The sequence below is a fragment of the Myroides sp. 1354 genome (assembly GCF_030324495.1).
In the GTDB taxonomy this organism is placed as follows: Bacteria; Bacteroidota; Bacteroidia; order Flavobacteriales; family Flavobacteriaceae; genus Flavobacterium.
This window is the reverse complement of record NZ_JACAGN010000028.1, coordinates 2391-20798: the sequence shown is the minus strand read 5'-3', so window position 1 is coordinate 20798 and position 18408 is coordinate 2391. Positions and strand designations below refer to the sequence as shown.

The window sequence follows — 18408 nt, the reverse complement described above, 5'->3', positions numbered from 1 at the left end:
AAAGCAACGGTGTTTCCATCCGAATCTGTGATGGTCAATTGATCGTTGACTAAAGTGAAGCTTTCATTCACTGTATTAAAGTCCGTCCAGTCAATTTCTTCTTGAGTTCCATCGGTTTTAATGTGGTAGAATTTCTTTTCTGTTACATTGTAAACGACATTCCCGTATTTACCCGCTAATTTATTGACAAGTTCTGAAATGAAGTTAGAATTATCGACAAGCTTTTTAACAAAAGTCAAATTAGCAGCAATATCTTCAACGTGTAATTTTACGGATCTATTTTCAAGATCTGTAACTGTTAGAAAATCATCAACTAACGTAAAACTCACATTGGTTGTATTCAGATCTTCCCAAGTAATGACTTGATGTGTACCATCTTCTTTGATATAATAAAACTTACTCTCTGTTGTGTTATAATATACGTTTCCATATTTCCCTGTCAATTTATTTACAACTTCTGTAATGAACTTAGCATTTGTAGCAATTTCTTCAACCCCCATCGAAACAGTATTACCCTCAGAATCTGTAATAATCAACCTGTCATTTACTAAAGTAAAACTTTCGTTGGTCGTATTCACATAAGATTGTGAATTTAGCAAACGTACCCACTTCTCTTTATTCCAATAATAGAATCCCGCAGGTAAATTGTCATCTCCTAAATTATATACAAATAAACTTTCTACTAGATCACCTACAATAGGATCTTTATCTCTTTCGCCTTTTAATGTGAGTCTCGGAAATAAAACCCCCTTTTTATCAGAAACGATGTCAAGTTGACTTGAATTAGTAGGAGTTACTGTTCCAATACCAACTTGGGCAGTTGCAAAACCAGTTGCAAACAACGCCATTAATGGAATAACTTTTCTAATCATATTACAATTTTTAATAAATTTTAATCAATATTTTATTAAAATTATAAATAATTAAGACCTAAAAAACACCAAAAAGATAAATAAGAAACAAAACAACCTTATTTTTACGTTTCATTTTTAGCAAAAAAAGTAGAAAAACCTAGAAATTATGGAGAGTGAAACTTTTAAAAATTACATTTTATGTAGAAATAAAAATATATTCAAATAAAAAGAAGGAAAACAAACAAGTTTAAGGGATTGAAAAATAAGTAAAAAAGGACAACAATATATAATAAACACCAAAAACAATCCTTAATTTTTTAACAAAAAATAAGTAAAAAACACAATATACCACACAAAAAACACCATCAATAAACACCTTTTTAACCAAATAAAACAATTCAAATGATAAGTTAACCCATTGACTATCTATACTTCTGCATAAATTAGTTGCTTACGCCATTACTTTTTTCAACGTTATTTTTATATTTTTCATCCGATTTTCTCCTTTTTAATTTAAATCAAAAAAAAACAGTGATCGTTTCCTATCACTGTTTTTTACTTCTATATATATATATACTTTGTATTTTACAATTTTCCAGCTTTAATACTGTCAATTACTTCAGGATTAATTAGCGTTGATACATCGCCAAAATCTTTCGTTTCGCCATCTGCTATTGAGCGTAAAATTCTACGCATAATTTTACCCGATCTTGTTTTAGGTAAGCTTTCAACAAATTGAATTTTGTCTAACTTAGCAATTGGTCCAATATGACTGCTGATATACTGATTGATTTCCTTTTTAACATTCTCACGGTCTCTGTATTCTCCCTCTACTTTTAAGGTTATAAAACCATAAAGGGCATTTCCTTTAATTTCGTGTTTGTATCCAACCACAGCACTTTCTGCGACTGCTGGGTGTTCATTAATTGCATCTTCAATCGGAGCTGTACCTAAATTGTGTCCTGATACAATGACAACATCATCGGCACGACCTGTGATTCTATAATAACCTACTTCATCTCTTAAAGCTCCATCTCCAGTGAAATACTTTCCAGGAAACTGACTAAAATAGGTATCTTTATAACGCTGATGATCTCCCCAGATCGTTCTTGCCATTGAAGGCCAAGGGAACTTAATACACAATGAACCATCAATCTGATTATCTTCAATTTCGTTTCGTTTTTCATCCATCAATACCGCCTGAATTCCAGGCAAAGGTAATGTTGCATAGGTAGGTTTAGTTGGTGTAATAAAAGGAAGTGGTGAAATCAAGATACTTCCTGTTTCTGTTTGCCACCATGTATCTACGATAGGGCATTTTTTCTTTCCTACATGGTCATTATACCAGTGCCAAGCTTCCTCATTAATTGGCTCTCCTACCGAACCTATAACGCGTAAACTTGATAAGTCATGCTCATTTACGTATTTATAGTCTTCTGTCATTAAAGAACGAAGAGCAGTTGGTGCAGTATAAAACTGGGTTACTTTATATTTATCAATAATATCCCAAAAACGACTTGGATTTGGATAAGTAGGTACCCCTTCAAACATTACTGTTGTTGCCCCATTTAATAGAGGTCCATATACAATATAGGAGTGTCCTGTAATCCACCCACAATCGGCAGTACACCAGAAAATATCATCGTCTTTATAATCGAATATATTTTTAAACGAATAAGCCGTTTGTACCATATAACCTGCGGTTGTATGTACCATTCCTTTTGGCATTCCCGTAGATCCCGAAGTATAAAGAATAAACAAAGGATCTTCAGCGTCCATTACTTGTGCCACATGATTCGTTGATGCTGCTTCTAACAACGGATTTAACCAGATATCTCTTCCATCTTGCATAGTTGTTTCTGCTCCAGTACGCGCTACAACTAATACTTGTTTGACGGAAGGACACGATTTTAAAGCTTCATCAATGATTGGTTTTAATGGAATGGTTTTACTTCCTCTAAAACTCCCATCTGAAGTAATTACAAAATGACAATCTGCATCGTTAATTCGCTTACTTACTGCAGAAGATGAAAACCCAGCGAAGATTACACTGTGAATGGCCCCAATTCGAGCACAAGCCAACATGGCAACTGCTAATTCCGGAATCATTGGTAAATAGATACAAACGCGATCTCCTTTTTTTACACCTTGTTCTTTTAATACGTTTGCCATTTTACAAACGCGGTTAAACAAATCGTTATACGTAATAATTTGAGGGGCTTCTTCCGGATTATTAGGTTCAAAAATAATGGCAGGTTTCTCTCCTCTTTTTGCCAAATGACGATCGACACAATTTTTTACAATATTTAATTTTGCATTGACAAACCACTCAAATTTAGATTCCTCCATGTCAAATTGAAAAACCTTATCCCAAACCTGATACCATACGAAATTTTCTTCTGCAATCTTACTCCAAAACTTTCGCGGTTCACGTACAGATTTTTTATAATGTTTAAAATACTGTTCAAGGTTTTCTATTTTATAATAACTCATATGTAGTGTGTAGTTTTTTTAGTTTATTTTACTTCCTATAAAAATAAAGGATTATTAGTATATACCAAAAAAACCATACGAACTTTTTATAGAAAATTCGCATGGTTTTTAGAATATTATAAAAAATCAAATCAATTTTCGCCTGTTCTTCGCCCTGCTATATTGATTTTATCCTTTTAAAAATCAATTGTCTTTTGCTGAGCTTCTCGAAATTCACTCATAATGGTTTTTATAATCTGGGCCACAGGTTCTATGCTATGGATTAAACCGGCTACTTGTCCTGCTTCTAATTCGCCATCAACTAAATTTCCTTCAAACATCCCTTTTTTGGATCGCCCTTTACTTAAATAGGCTCTTAGTTCCTCTACACTCGCCCCTTTTTCATATAATTGTTCAATACCTTGATAAAATTCATTCTTAATCAATCGAACGGGGGCTAATTCTTTTAAGGTAACGATGGTATCTCCTTCTTCTATTTGGATGACCCTCTGCTTAAATGCTTGATGAGCTGAACTCTCTATAGATGCGATAAAACGAGTTCCCATTTGTACTCCTTCAGCTCCTAAAATCATAGCTGCTAACATACCTTTCCCTGTAGCAATTCCACCTGCAGCAATCACAGGAATACACACCTTAGCACTAACCATAGGAAGGAGTGTAAAGGTCGTCGTTTCTTCTCTACCGTTGTGTCCTCCAGCTTCAAATCCTTCTGCTACAATAGCATCGACTCCTGCTTCTTGTGCTTTTAACGCAAACTTAGAAGAACTGATAACATGTACCACTGTAATACCCTTTGATTTTAGAAACGACGTCCATATCTTAGGGTTTCCCGCAGAGGTAAATACAATTTTAACACCTTCTTCAACAATAATATCCATCACCTCTTGAAGATCTGGATAAAGCAAAGAAACATTCACCCCGAAAGGCTTATCCGTGGCTTGCTTACACTTTTGTATATGGGTTCTCAAAACATCTGGATACATAGATCCTGCTCCCAATAATCCTAATCCACCTGCATTGCTTACTGCACTAGCGAGTTTATAGCCACTATTCCAAACCATTCCCCCTTGTATAATGGGGTATTGTATGCCAAAAAGGGCAGTTATTCTATTTTGTCCCATGTTTTGCTATTTATGAACTCATCTTGACTTTCTCTAATTGGTTAAAAAATTGTTCTTTTGAGCCTGCTTCTTGCCATTTTTTCATTCCGTAGCCCTGCTATGCAATTTAAAAATGCCTTTAATCAGTCTAAAAATAACTAATTTTCACTTCAATCAAAAAAGTCAAGATGAGTTCTATTTATTCTACTTTGGAAATAACTCCAGAGCCGATTAATTCTTCATCTATATGCCAAGATACGAATTGTCCTTCAGTAATAGCAGATTGAGGTTCATCAAATCGAACGTACATTCCTTTTTTCATTTTGTACAACGTCGCTTCTTGTAGTGGTTGACGATAGCGGATACGCGCTTTAATACGCATTGTATCTCCTGGTTGCAACTGTAAATCCTCGCGAATCCAATGAATTTCGTGCTCTTGCACAAATAGTGTTTTATGGAATAATCCTGGGTGAGTATTGCCTTGACCTGTATAGATAATATTATTCGCAACATCCGTAGCAATGACAAATAAAGGTTCTACTGTTCCACCTACATTCAGTCCTTTGCGTTGTCCAGTTGTAAAATAATGTGCGCCATAGTGATCTCCTACTTTTTTCCCCATCTCAGGAGTATAGTGGAAGGCTTGTGCTTCTGCATGTAATTCTTCTTCTAAACTAGCAAATGACGGATTGTTCTTCGTAAATAAAGTGGCCTCTTTTGGAATTTCATAAATGAATCCATCTTTGGGTTTTAACTGTTGTTGTAAAAACTCAGGCAAACGCACTTTTCCGATGAAACACAATCCTTGAGAATCTTTTTTCTCTGCCGTAATTAAATCTGCTTCTGCCGCAATTTCTCTTACTTTAGATTTATACAATTCTCCTACTGGAAATAAAGCCTTGGCCAATTGCTCTTGAGACAATTGACATAAAAAGTAAGATTGATCTTTAGAAGGATCTACTCCTGCCATTAATTTATAAACGGTTTTGGTTGTTCCATCTGCCAACACCACTTCTTCTTCCGCTTTTCTACAATAGTGTCCGGTTGCAACATAATCTGCTCCTAATTCTAAAGCAATTTTCATGAATACATCAAACTTAATTTCTCTATTGCACAATACATCTGGATTGGGGGTACGACCATTTTCGTACTCCTTAAACATATAATCTACAATCTTCTCCTTATATTGTTCACTTAAATCCACGGTTTGAAAAGGGATGCCCAACTTTTCGGCAACCATTAGAGCGTCATTGCTATCTTCTAGCCAGGGACACTCATTCGAAATTGTAACGGTATCATCATGCCAATTTTTCATGAATAATCCAATTACTTCGTATCCTTGTTCTTTCAATAAATAGGCGGCTACACTTGAGTCTACCCCCCCTGAAAGTCCTACTACTACTCTTTTCATATTTAAAAAACTAAGCGACAAAGGTAAGGAGAATTGTGCGAAACACACAGTATTTTACATTTGTATTAAGAAGGTTATCAGTTATAGGATACACGCAGGGGCAAATAGTAATTTGCCCCTTATACAAGAAAATATATCTTTTATTTCTTATTACTTGAACTTAATGGGACGAATTATCATTCGTCTCCTACGGGATGAATGATTATATCTTTTATTGCCTATGATTCGAACTTAATGGGACGAAATATCTTTCGTCCTCTACTGGATAATGAATTGAATCCCTTGTTGGGTATCTTCCGTTTTCAGAATAAGGAAATAGGATCCTGAGGCTGTTGTATTGGGAATTTCTATTCCCTTAACACCTCCTTCTAAAGAGCCTCGTTTAATCAACTGTCCTTTAAGGTTGTAAATGATATAGTGCACAATGCCTTGTTTTTCCTTCTCCATCTGAACATATAACCACTGGCTTTTCTGTACGGGATTCGGATACACCGCCCAATTAGAGGCTACTTTTCCTTTTACAACAATGGGGCAACTTCTTATTTTTTGTCCGTTATATAGGGTTAATTCCACTTGATATTCTGCATTTGGATCTAAGCTTGTACCATAATCATCTCCTGCAGAATAGGCTTGTTTCTCCCCTACTAATTCTCCATTTTTAAACCAGCGATACCCCTGGAAAACATACCCCCCATTGGTTTGTTTGTTATTATTTACCAAAAACACATTGTTATATTTTTGTATCACTAAATTTTCTGTCGGAATACGCTTGTCAATTATAATTTTGTAAGTCTCCGTCACCTTTTTATTGGGTGATTGAACAGTAATAACTTGTTCATATATCCCATAATCTTTCACGGATAGTGTAAAATAATTTGACGGTTGCACATCTGCACCAACTTGAGTATGAACAGCTAATATTACTTCGTCTTGTTGAGTTTCACATCCTAAAACAAGGTGTACTTCTTTGGCTATTTTACCATAAGAAACACCATCAACGACTAAATCCCAAATACTGGCATCTCTACTACTCACAGCAATAGTATGAGACACGACATGTGCAGCATTAAAATTAGTATTTCCTCCTTGACTGGCTGTTATGGTAACAAAACCTGGTTGTAAAAATCGCAACAGACCTGTTGCATCTACTACAGCTATTTCTCTATCAGCTGCATCAATAGAATAAGATACAGGAAGGTTAGAACTTGCACTTGCGGTTAATTGCAACGTAGGCGTATCTTCTAGTACCACTTCTGATCCTTGATTCCACGTTATCACTTGATCAGCTTTTACAATCGTTAGTATGCTTTGTAAATGTAAAACTTCATAGCTTGGACCATAATCGACGGTAGCTGTAACCGTATATTGTCCAACTTGTGTTTGATTGTTATTCGTATATACTATCGTTGCTTGAGGTTCTATATTCCCTTGCACTTGTATTTGTTTTGCCTGACCGTCATACACAAAACGTTGAGCAGGTAAGGTCAATCCTTTAATGCTATTTTTTTTGATTTCAAAAGATGCAGGCACAAAAGCATCAATATAATAATTCGTTCTTGCAATCAGGTTTCCTTGTTCTATCAGATATAATCCCACTGCTTCTCCAGCCCTACGAGTCAATTGGCCAGTAACCGCTTGAATGATAAAATCACCGCGTTGTAATCCGTCTGCACGATAACGCAATATGGGATCCGTTTCTCCAAAGGACTTGAATTGATTTTCTTCCACGACAATGCGCAAAGGAGCTGGTTTAATTTCAAATTTTTCTTGACTATTCAAGGTTAAGCTATAATTAGCTAGTACAGCTTGTAGGCTTCCTATTTCATATGCATATCGATTGACATTTTCTCCAGTAACTCTTCTTAAACTACCTGTTAAAGCTGTTCCTATCTCATCATTGAATTTAAAACCTGTAACTGTAAAGGCAAGTATTGGATCTGTTGCTCCATATATTTTCTGTTGCCCCATAATAGGGTGAATATTCAAGGTGGCTGGAGTAATCGTAAGCCATGTTTCTTCAAAGGTAAAGGTATAGTTTGCCACCACCTGTAAATTCCCTTGTTGAATTGCATATGTTCCTACATTTTCTCCCCTATAACGCGAAAGATTTCCTGTGACATTGGTAGCTATTTGATCGTTGTTTTTAAGTCCAGCTACGGTATACGTCAACACCGGATCGGCATCACCGTATACTTTGGTTTTCGACTCTGCACGGATTGTTAGTAAAGCAGTCGTAATGGTTAGATTTGCCGATTGAAAATCCAAAGTATAGTTGGTTGATGCTTGTAAATTACCTTGATGAATACCATAAATACCCACATTTTCTCCTCCATCACGCGACAAAATTCCTCTCAAGCTATTCGTTACTTGATCATTGTTTTTAAGTCCTGATACGGTATATGTCAACACCGGATCGGCATCACCGTATACTTTGGTTTTCGCTTCTGCACGAACCGTTAGTAAGGCAGATGTAATCGCAAGATTTGCAGCTTGAAAATCCAAAGTATAATTGGCTGATGCTTGTATATTACCTTGATTAATAGAATAGAAGCCCACATCTTCTCCACTATCGCGGATTAATATACCTGTAAGAATATTGGGTTGGTCGTTGTTTTTAAGTCCAGCTACGGTGTACGTAAACACCGGATCGGCATCACCGTATACTTTGGTTTTCGCTTCTGCACGAACCGTTAGTAAGGCGGATGTAATCGCAAGATTTGCAGCTTGAAAATCCAAAGTATAATTGGCTGATGCTTGTATATTACCTTGATTAATAGAATAGAAGCCCACATCTTCTCCACTATCGCGGATTAATATACCTGTAAGAATATTGGGTTGGTCGTTGTTTTTAAGTCCAGCTACGGTGTACGTAAACACCGGGTCAGCATCCCCGTATACTTTGGTTTTTGCTTCTGCTTGTATCGTTAGTAAAGCAGGGATAATCGTAAGATTCGCAGATTGAAAATCCAAAGTATAGTTGGTTGATGCTTGTATAGTACCTTGATGAATACCATAAGTACCCACATTTTCTCCTCTATCACGCGATAAACTACCTGCTAAGATATTCGTCGCTTGATCGTTATTTTTAAGTCCAGTTAAGGTGTACGTCAACACAGGGTCAGCATCCCCGTATACTTTGGTTTTCGCTTCTGCTTGTATCGTTAGTAAAGCAGGGATAATCGTAAGATTCGCAGGTTGAAAAGCCAAAGTATAATTGGAGGATGCTTGTATAGTACCTTGATGAATAGAGTATGAACCCACTTCTTCTCCATTATCGCGGACTAGTACTCCTGTAATACTTGTGTGTTGATCGTTATTTTTTAATCCAGCAACCGTATAAGACAATACAGCATCTGGTTCTCCATACGTTTTCGTTTGAGGATTAGCAGTTATAGTTACTATTGCTTGTTCAATTGTGAAATCAGCTTCCTCATATACTAACGTATAATTTGATGTTACCGTTAAACTTCCTTGGTTGATGGTGTAGATTCCAACTGATTCACCCGTATTGCGGGTTAAATTTCCTGTTAAAACAACAGATTGTTGATCAGAAGGTCTTAACCCAGAAACAGTATAGTCCAATAGAGGATCGACGTCACCATAAATCTTCGTTTGAGAATTGGCAGTTACAGTTAATACGGAAGAAGTAATTGTCAAATCTGCTCCTTCATATATTAGGACATAGTTTGAAGTTGCCCTTAAACTTCCTTGCGTAATTGCATACGTTCCAATATCTTCTCCCCTATTGCGAATCAGACTTCCTGTTAGTGTTGTTATTGTTTTATCCGTCCATTGTAAACCCGAAACAGTATAAGTTAACGTTGGATCTAGTTCTCCATAACTCTTCGTTTGAGAATTAGCCGTTACCGTTAAACTAGCAGGTGTAATCTCAAAATTAGCTTCTTGATAAACAAGGGTATAATTTGAACTGACTACCAAACTTCCTCGGTTAATCGTGTAGGTTCCTACATTTTCAGACCCCATACGTATTAAATCTCCTGTTAAAACCGTTGAAACATCGTCTCCTCTTTGTATGCCAGCAACGGTATAAGTTAAGGCAGGATCTTCCTCTCCATAGGTTTTAGTTTTGGTGTCTGCTGTTACGATTAATTCCGCAGGATTAATTTCAAAATTAGCAGCTACATAGTCAATGATATAATTCGCATTCGCAACTAAACTTCCTTGGTTAATGGTATAGGTTCCTACTTCTTCATTGCCGTCACGAACCAAACGGCCGCTTAATACGGTTTCACTACTTTCACCTCTTTTCAGTCCTGCTGTCGTATGAGTTAATGCTGGATCTAGTGCTCCATAAACTTTTGCTTTTGGATGTGCCATTACGATAATTGTCGCTGGAGTAATAGTAAAATCTCCTTCTTCAAACACTAGAGTATAATTAGCTGTAGCTTCTAAAGTTCCTTGAGTAATCGTATAATTCCCAACCCCTTCATCTCCAGTACGGGCTAAACTTCCACGTAAAGCACTAGCAACCGAATCTCCCGATTTTAATCCAGAAACCGCATAAGTTAAGGGTGGATCGATATCCCCATATACTTTCCCTAAGGGCTGTGCGGTTACCGTTAAAATAGTAGGTGTAATTTCAAGATCAGCCTTCTGATACTCTATTTCATAATTGGCCGTAGTAGCTAAACTTCCTTGTCTAATTTCATAGCTTCCGATAGCTTCACCTAACTCACGGGTTAAGTTTCCATTTAAAACAGCAGTTGCTTCCTCTTCGCGTTTCAATCCAGTGACGGTATAGGTGAACGCTGGATCTTCCTCACCATACACTTTGGTTTTATCCGCTGCTGTTACGGTTAATGTTGCGGGAAGAATTCTAAAGTTCGCATTATCCACATTAAGTATATAATTGGACGAAGCAGCCAAGGTTCCTCTGCTAATTACATAAGTATCTACATCTTCTCCTGGAGCACGAGTCAACGTTCCCGTTAATTCATCGTTATTCACTAACCCACTAACACGATATAACAAAGCAGGATCTTCCTCTCCATACACTTTTCTAGTAGGTTGTGCAGTCACCCATACAGACACAGGACGTACAGTCATACCGATACGACTTCTTATACTCTCACAACCATTTACTACTCCACTCACCCAATAGTCATAATTTCCTACAGCTAAGGTAGAAAAGGCTGGAGTGGCAACAGGTAAGCCACCTGTCTCCTCTGTGTACCATTGCAACTCTGTTGAACCTAGTGCATTATAAATGCTAGTTTCAACCGTTTGGGAATCGGTTCCATAATTATAATGCACATTCATTCCTGATGTTTGAAGGCGAGCTTCTTCTACCACTACTTTTACTGCGGTACGCCTTGGGCTTTCACAAGCGTAGAGAAATTGAGAAGCATAATAGGTTGTATTGTGTACCAAGGGAGTCGTATTTGGCAATGCGACACCCCCAGTTTCATTTGCATACCAGTGAATATTTGTTCCTGTGATTGCTATATCTGCCAATGTTGGATTTGAGCTTTTACAAAAATGCTGTATAGCCTGATCCACTGGAGGTGCAACTGCTTTAATGACTGTAGCATCAAGTACAACACCGGAGACTGAACATGCTCTTTGGTATACCAATTCAAAAAAATAAGCATAGAAAGCTCGATTCTCTACCGGTGTTAGACTAGAAGTTACCCGCAAACTATTGTGGTTATTGTATATCGGAAAAAGAACCGTTTGATCAACAAAAAGCTTTGCATTATTTACCTCTTTCAAAATCATTTTATATCCCCTGCCTGCATTTAATTCAGCATTTAAAGGGACAGTGATAGGTACAGTAGGACCTGCGGCATTAATCGCTATAATATTTGATACATATACTTCTCTTCCACTTGAATTTAGAATCGCAACGCGAATACTTCCCGATTGACTGGCATATACTTTGGTACTTTTAATCATACCTGGATCTAGTAGATCAAATGAAATTCCCCAAGCTGCATTCGTTTGGGTATCGTTGGAATTGGTGGACAAACTTTGTTTACCTCCTTTGCTATCTTCTAGATAGGATTTAACATAATAACTTTTTGATTCTGTTAAGGGAGGAGTTACAAAAGTGGAGCCTTCTCCTAAAACTTCCGTACTCGTTCGCGAGGCATACCAACGGAGTGTACCATAATTAGCCTGAGCCTCCAAAGTTACAGGCCCGCCTTCACACACCCATCCACTTAGTCCCCAAAGTAATCTATGACAACTTGACTGTGTTACTTCAATATCGCCCAAGTAAAATAAAAATTGATCTGCAAGGGAATGTACTTGAAAACCAATATACAAAACACCCGTTTCATCCACTGTAAATTCAATCAATTTATCTGTTACTTGATCCGTTCCGCCGGTAGTTACATTAAAAATTTCAGTGGTCATCGCTTCAGGATAAGCGAATTTACCCAAGCTTACGCGTAGCTTTTCATTAAATCTTTTATCTCTATACTTAAATCGCAAACGATATGTTTCTCCTCTAGTTACATTAATTCCACGGGTAAAAAACCAATCATCTGCTGATTGAGTAGGATTATAACGGTATTTCAAAGCAGGACCTTCAAAACCGATGACATTTCTTTCTGTGGTCCAAGTAAAATCATCTTCATTTGCATTTAAAATCGTCGTACAAGCAGGAGCATTTGGAACATCCACGGTATCAAACGGTACCTTATAGGGTGTATTCACAGCATTGCATAAGGTAGTAAAAGTAAAAGGTCCTTTCCAATATCCTTGATTTGTATCGGAACAAAACGAACGAACATAGAAGAAATATGCTGTTGCATTAGCTAAATTAGTCAAAGTGATCTGATTGTTACTTTCACTAAAATCCTGACTTTGAACGAGTCCTGTGTTCCCAGACCCCGGTAAACCAGAGGTACGCAATTCATATTGATAGGTTGTTGCTGGTAACACTGGTAAATCGACTGTTGCAATTACGCTATTCATCGTTAATTTGCTAAGTTCAACAAATTCAGGACTCGGACAACTATCTAACAATTCTGTTGAAACAGCAAATATATTTACAACCCCTTCAAAGGTAACGGGACGTAAAAACTTAATTTGCTTGACTTTCTTTAGCTGATTTTGCTTGCTAATATTTAAAGTAACTTGATATAGTCTAGGGTTATCTGTTGGTTTTTCTAAAATACTTGCTCCTGTTAATCGCCCAAAATTTTTATGAACCACAAGCAAAGAAGTTCCATTAAACCAATCGGGTATACGGCTTGAAAATATTTCTGTAGTATCATCCTCAAAGATTACCGTTACTTCTAACGCTGTACTTGTTAATCCAGCCGTAGTTAGGACAAAAAGTTTTCTCGCCTTTACAGGTGTTGCTAAGTTAGATATGACAGTCGAGGTAGTAGTAGCTAAACGAATCGAATTATTCGCACTGTAATTTTGTAAAAGAAATTTCATTCCTGGTGTATGAATAGAAGAAATACTACCATTCATAGGTAAACCTGTCCCACTCAAAGGTTGATTCGCATCTAACTTCCAATCTTCTGCAAGCAGGCGATGTCCTGAATTATCAATATCATTCGTAGTCGAACTCCCAACTGCTCCAACACCATTAGCAATGACATCTGCATTATAACCATCCATTACTAGGGGGTGATAAGGTTGTGCATGTAATAGTAACGATTGCACAAATAACAAAATGAAAACGAAAAAGAGTAGCACTTTTTTCATGAGTAAGGGAAGAAAAGAAATTGGTTTGTTTTAATTTTAAATGAGATTATCGTATGTCACTTAACCTGATTCTTTGTAAAATTAGACCCTTCTTATAAAAAAATGACAAAATGAGGGGTGGACAAATGGGTGGACAAATAGAAATAGTGTTAAAAATAAACACTAAACACTTAAAAAACAACAGTATACAATTTTTATTCTCTTCCGAATATAGTACTACAAAACCTATCTTTTTATCGCAGAAAAGTACTGTATACTTACAATACAAAGTTTAACCCTCCTAGTGAAAACAAAAATTGAACGCTATACCCTACATCATTTCTTAAAATAAAAAAGGTGCCCCTTTGGGACACCCTCTTGTTGTAAACTTATGAATTTTTCTCTTCAGACATTTTAGGGTACTCAGCAACTAAATAACTTAAGTAGTCCCATTTAATTGAATTATATGGGAACGTTTGCAGAAATTCTTCATTATCCCCAAAAAGAAAATTGTAGTTTTCTTCAAACTCTCCTTTTTAAGCCCAATTACTTCCTCTCTCTTTTTAATATAATACGATTTAATAACTCCTCCGCCAATACTAGATCCTCCACCGAAACTAAAAGAAGTGGTTTCAGAAGTCGCTGTATCAGCATATACTTCTATTTGACTACTAAAGCTTGGATTAATTAATTGCATCAAATATTCATTTTCAGCTTTTTTGTTTTTTAATGAAGCTCTAATGTTTTTTACATAAACTTCGTCTGGGTTAGTTGATTTAGTTAACCTTTTGCTACCCCAATTGCGTGCATTACCAAAATAATTAACGACTTTCCCTCCTTTTACATATCCAGAAATAGGCAAATACATTTCTTCAATTTCATCGGCTTGGTATTCTACCTTTAAGAATAAGAGTTGAATTCTTTTTAGAACTAACACCGAAACTATCTTTTTAAAAGGACCTGTTCAACAAACAAAAAAAAACCATCCCTACAAAGGGATGGTTTCTCTTCTATCGATAATTTATCGGTAACTGTTAACCGTTAACTATTTTTTATTTTGATCTTTCAAGCGTTGTTGTTCTTGTGCTTGTTCCATCATTTCTTGCATTTTGCGTTGCCATTTTCCTTGTGGACGCTTTTTCGTTTTATTCTCTTCGATGGTAGCTAAGATCTTTTCGTCTTTTACAATGTGGTTTTTAATTACGTACATAATTCCAATTGTAATCGAGTTCGAGATGAAATAGTACAACGATAAACCTGAAGCGTAGTTATTAAAGAAAAATAACATCATAATCGGTGATACATAAATCATGATTTTCATGATTTTACTCATATCTGGCATCCCTTCTTGTGTAGGTTGAGCCATTTGTTGATCTCCTGTTGTCATCTTCATATAGAAGAAAATAGCAATTGAGGCTAATAATGGGAATAAACTCACGTGGTTACCATAGAACGGAATATTAAATGGCAATTGCAACACTGAATCATACGATGATAAATCGTCTGCCCATAAGAAGCTCTTTTGTCTTAAATCAAATGATGATGGGAAGAATTGAAACAACGAATAGAAAATTGGAATCTGCAACAAGGCAGGAATACATCCAGCCATTGGATTCACCCCAGCTTTCGAATACAATTTCATTGTTTCTTGCTGTTTCTTCATTGGATCGTTTTTAAACTTCTCGTTTAGTTCATTAACCTCTGGGCGAATCATTTTCATTTTCGCTTGAGATACATAAGACTTATACGTTAATGGAGAAGTGAATAAACGAACTAAAATCGTCAATACAATAATACCAATACCGTAAGGTAAAAAACTTGTTAATAACCCGAATACTGGAATAAATAAGAAACGGTTAATCCATCCAAAAATTCCCCATCCTAATGGAACGATATTATCTAAATTGCGCTCATATGATTTTAATATTTTGAAATCTGATGGTCCAAAATACCAGTTCATATCATAATTTAACTCTCCATTGCTGTAATTTAATGGAATAGTACTCGCAAATTGTTTCGTAAATACAGTATCCACTTTCTCATCAGCTACTAAATTCTTTGTATTTAATGTTGCTGTTTCGAAATTCTTATTTGTCAATAAGATTGAAGTAAAAAAGTGTTGTTTATATGCAATATAAGAAACGTCTTTCAACTCTTTAGTATCATCTTTGCTTGACTCACTTAAGTTGTTGTCTTTTCCTTTTTCATGTTCGTAGTATAAACGCACATATCTGTTTTCGTATGCAATACTTTTCTCATTGCGATACGTTTTCATTTCCCAGTTTAACTCTGGTGTTTTAGATGCATCAACAATTTTACTCAATCCTTGTGTACGGATAGAGAAATCAAGCATATAATCATTCGGTTTCAATACATAGCGATACTCTAAAAACTCTGTTTCAGAAGCTTTTAAACGCATAGCTAATACTTGGTTTTCTCCTTCTTTTGACAATGTAGGTTCAAAGTACAAATCCTCTGTATTGAATACGCGATTATCGTTGGTATGTAATTGCAAATTAAATTTTGCGTTGTGATCTTTAATCAAAGCAACGATTTCTTCTGAATCTTTGCTGAAACGTTTGAAATCATTTACAACTACATGAGATAATTTTCCTCCTTTATTATCAACTTCAAGTGTAAGTAAATCTGATTTTAAAGTTGTAGTTCCTCCTTTAGCTGCTGGTAACATTGCACTATAAGCAAAAGGACCGAATGTAGCGCGAACTTGTTCCGATTGTAAAGTATCTCCTTCTACTGGTGCTTGAAGCGCCTTTTCAAAAGTAGCGGATTGTTCTTGTTTAACAATTTCTTTCTCTGCTAATTCAGTATCTTTTTTGATAGACTCTTGCTCTTTGTTGATGTTGTTCAACATCATCCAAATCAACAATCCAGCAATAATAACAAAGCCTATAATACTGTTACGATCTAATTTTTTTTTCTCCATTACTTAGTTTGTAAGTGATAAAATTTATGATATAAAAAAGGCAATTGATTAGTTTGATTTATACTCAATCGCTGCTTTTACAAAATGAACAAAAAGTGGGTGCGGTTTCGCTACCGTGCTTTTGTACTCTGGGTGGAATTGAACTCCAACGAAGAATGGATGTGTATCCAATTCAACGATTTCTATCAATCCTGTTTCTGGATTCCATCCTGAAGCTGTTAATCCCGCTTTTTCGAAATCTTCTAAGTATTGATTGTTGAACTCGTAACGGTGACGGTGACGTTCATTAATCATACTATCTCCATAGATTTCAAATACTTTGGACCCTTCTTTCAGTTTACAATCCCATCCTCCTAAACGCATGGTACCTCCTTTGTCAGTAATGTCTTTTTGGTCTTCCATAAAAGTAATTACAGGGTATTGTGTACTTTCGTTTACTTCGGTAGTATTTGCTGTTTGGTATCCTAAAACGTTTCTAGCATACTCAATGACAGCCATTTGCATTCCTAAACAGATTCCCAAGAAAGGAATTTTGTTTTCTCTTGCGTATTTTACTGTTTCTATTTTTCCTTCAATACCACGTGATCCGAATCCTGGAGCAACTAAAATAGCGTCTAAATTTTTCAATTTGTCACTTACATTCGTTGCCGTGATTAAATCCGATTGAATGGTAATGATATTTACTTTTGCTTGGTTTTGAGCACCACCGTGAACTAATGCTTCTAAAATAGATTTATATGAATCTTGTAATTCTACGTATTTTCCTACTAAACCAATATTAACTACGTGGTTCGGGAATTTCAAACGGTGAATAAACTCATTCCATTTTACTAAATCCGGTGTTTGCTTTTCTGGTAAGTCTAAGCGTTTTAAGGCTACTTTGTCTAATCCTTCTTGCAACATTAAATTTGGAACGTCATAAATCGTTTCCGCATCAATCGATTGGATTACTGCTTCCGGTTTTACATTGCAGAATTGCGCTAATTTTTGACGAATTTCAGAACTTAAGTTGTGTTCTGTTCTACAAACTAAGATATCAGCTTTAATCCCACTCTCCATCAACGTTTTTACAGAATGTTGCGTTGGTTTTGTTTTCAACTCCCCTGCCGCTGCCAAATATGGAACTAAAGTAAGGTGAACTACAATCGCATTGTTGTCTCCTAATTCCCATAATAATTGACGTACAGATTCAATATAAGGTAAAGACTCAATATCCCCTACTGTACCACCAATTTCTGTAATCACGATGTCATAATCCCCTGTTTTACCAAGCAATTGCATGCGATCCTTAATTTCATTGGTGATATGAGGAACTACTTGAACCGTTTTTCCTAAAAATTCTCCTCTTCTCTCTTTTTCAATTACAGATAAGTATACACGCCCTGTTGTTACGTTATTCGCCTGAGAAGTTGGAACGTTCAAGAATCTTTCATAGTGACCTAAATCTAGATCCGTTTCTGCTCCGTCATCTGTTACGAAACACTCTCCATGCTCATATGGATTTAACGTACCTGGATCCACATTGATATATGGATCAAATTTTTGAATTGTTGTTGAATAACCTCTCGCTTGCAATAATTTCGCCAGCGATGCTGCTATAATTCCTTTTCCTAGGGATGACGTAACGCCCCCTGTCACGAAAATATACTTAGCTTGTCTCATTTATATTTATTTGTTGTGTTGTAAAGAATAAAACTTGGCAAAAGTACAACTTTTCCAGCTATTGTTCTAATTTTAGAAGTCGTAAAATAACTTTAAAATTTACTCATTTCTGTATAAAGGGGTTACGGTTGGATTTTTTGTGAGGATGAAAAGGGAAAGAGGAAAGAGGAAAGAGGGAAAAGAACACCTCTCTCCTCTAACTTCTCTCCTCTAACTTCTCTCCTCTAACTTCTCTCCTCTAACTTCTCTCCTCTAACTTCTCTCCTCTAACTTCTCTCC

Annotated in this window: 8 protein-coding genes; all 8 read right to left on the bottom strand. The window is 36.2% G+C overall.

Annotated elements, in window-relative coordinates:
• Positions 1-872: phage tail-like protein (locus HX004_RS17260; protein WP_502888492.1), on the bottom strand; the 872-nt coding region annotated here is incomplete at its 3' end.
• Positions 873-1439: 567 nt separating this feature from the next.
• A complete protein-coding gene (gene acs, locus HX004_RS17255) occupies positions 1440-3347 on the bottom strand; it encodes an acetate--CoA ligase (protein ID WP_286444047.1) in 1908 nt (635 codons plus the stop codon).
• Positions 3348-3523: 176 nt separating this feature from the next.
• Entirely contained in the window at positions 3524-4468 is a 945-nt protein-coding gene (locus HX004_RS17250; RefSeq protein WP_286444045.1) for an NAD(P)H-dependent flavin oxidoreductase, read from the bottom strand.
• Between the two features lie 178 nt (positions 4469-4646).
• A complete protein-coding gene (gene mnmA / locus HX004_RS17245; RefSeq protein ID WP_286444043.1) occupies positions 4647-5858 on the bottom strand; it encodes a tRNA 2-thiouridine(34) synthase MnmA in 1212 nt (403 codons plus the stop codon).
• Between the two features lie 258 nt (positions 5859-6116).
• Positions 6117-13502, bottom strand: a complete 7386-nt coding sequence (locus tag HX004_RS17240; RefSeq protein WP_286444041.1) for an MBG domain-containing protein — start codon at positions 13500-13502, stop codon at positions 6117-6119.
• A 460-nt stretch (positions 13503-13962) separates the two neighbouring features.
• On the bottom strand, positions 13963-14460 hold the full coding sequence (locus HX004_RS17235) for a hypothetical protein (RefSeq protein ID WP_286444038.1): 498 nt from the start codon (positions 14458-14460) through the stop codon (positions 13963-13965).
• A 108-nt stretch (positions 14461-14568) separates the two neighbouring features.
• Entirely contained in the window at positions 14569-16467 is a 1899-nt protein-coding gene (gene yidC / locus HX004_RS17230; RefSeq protein ID WP_286444037.1) for a membrane protein insertase YidC, read from the bottom strand.
• 48 nt (positions 16468-16515) lie between these two features.
• Positions 16516-18129 (bottom strand): CTP synthase, encoded by a 1614-nt coding sequence (gene pyrG, locus HX004_RS17225; protein ID WP_286444035.1) that lies wholly within the window; start codon positions 18127-18129, stop codon positions 16516-16518.
• Positions 18130-18408 lie beyond the last annotated feature (279 nt).

Coding starts and splice junctions, on each gene's coding strand:
- pyrG (WP_286444035.1), bottom strand. CDS start 18,129: ATGAGACAAGCTAAGTATATTTTCGTGACAGGGGGCGTTACGTCATCC.
- HX004_RS17250 (WP_286444045.1), bottom strand. CDS start 4,468: ATGGGACAAAATAGAATAACTGCCCTTTTTGGCATACAATACCCCATT.
- acs (WP_286444047.1), bottom strand. CDS start 3,347: ATGAGTTATTATAAAATAGAAAACCTTGAACAGTATTTTAAACATTAT.
- mnmA (WP_286444043.1), bottom strand. CDS start 5,858: ATGAAAAGAGTAGTAGTAGGACTTTCAGGGGGGGTAGACTCAAGTGTA.
- yidC (WP_286444037.1), bottom strand. CDS start 16,467: ATGGAGAAAAAAAAATTAGATCGTAACAGTATTATAGGCTTTGTTATT.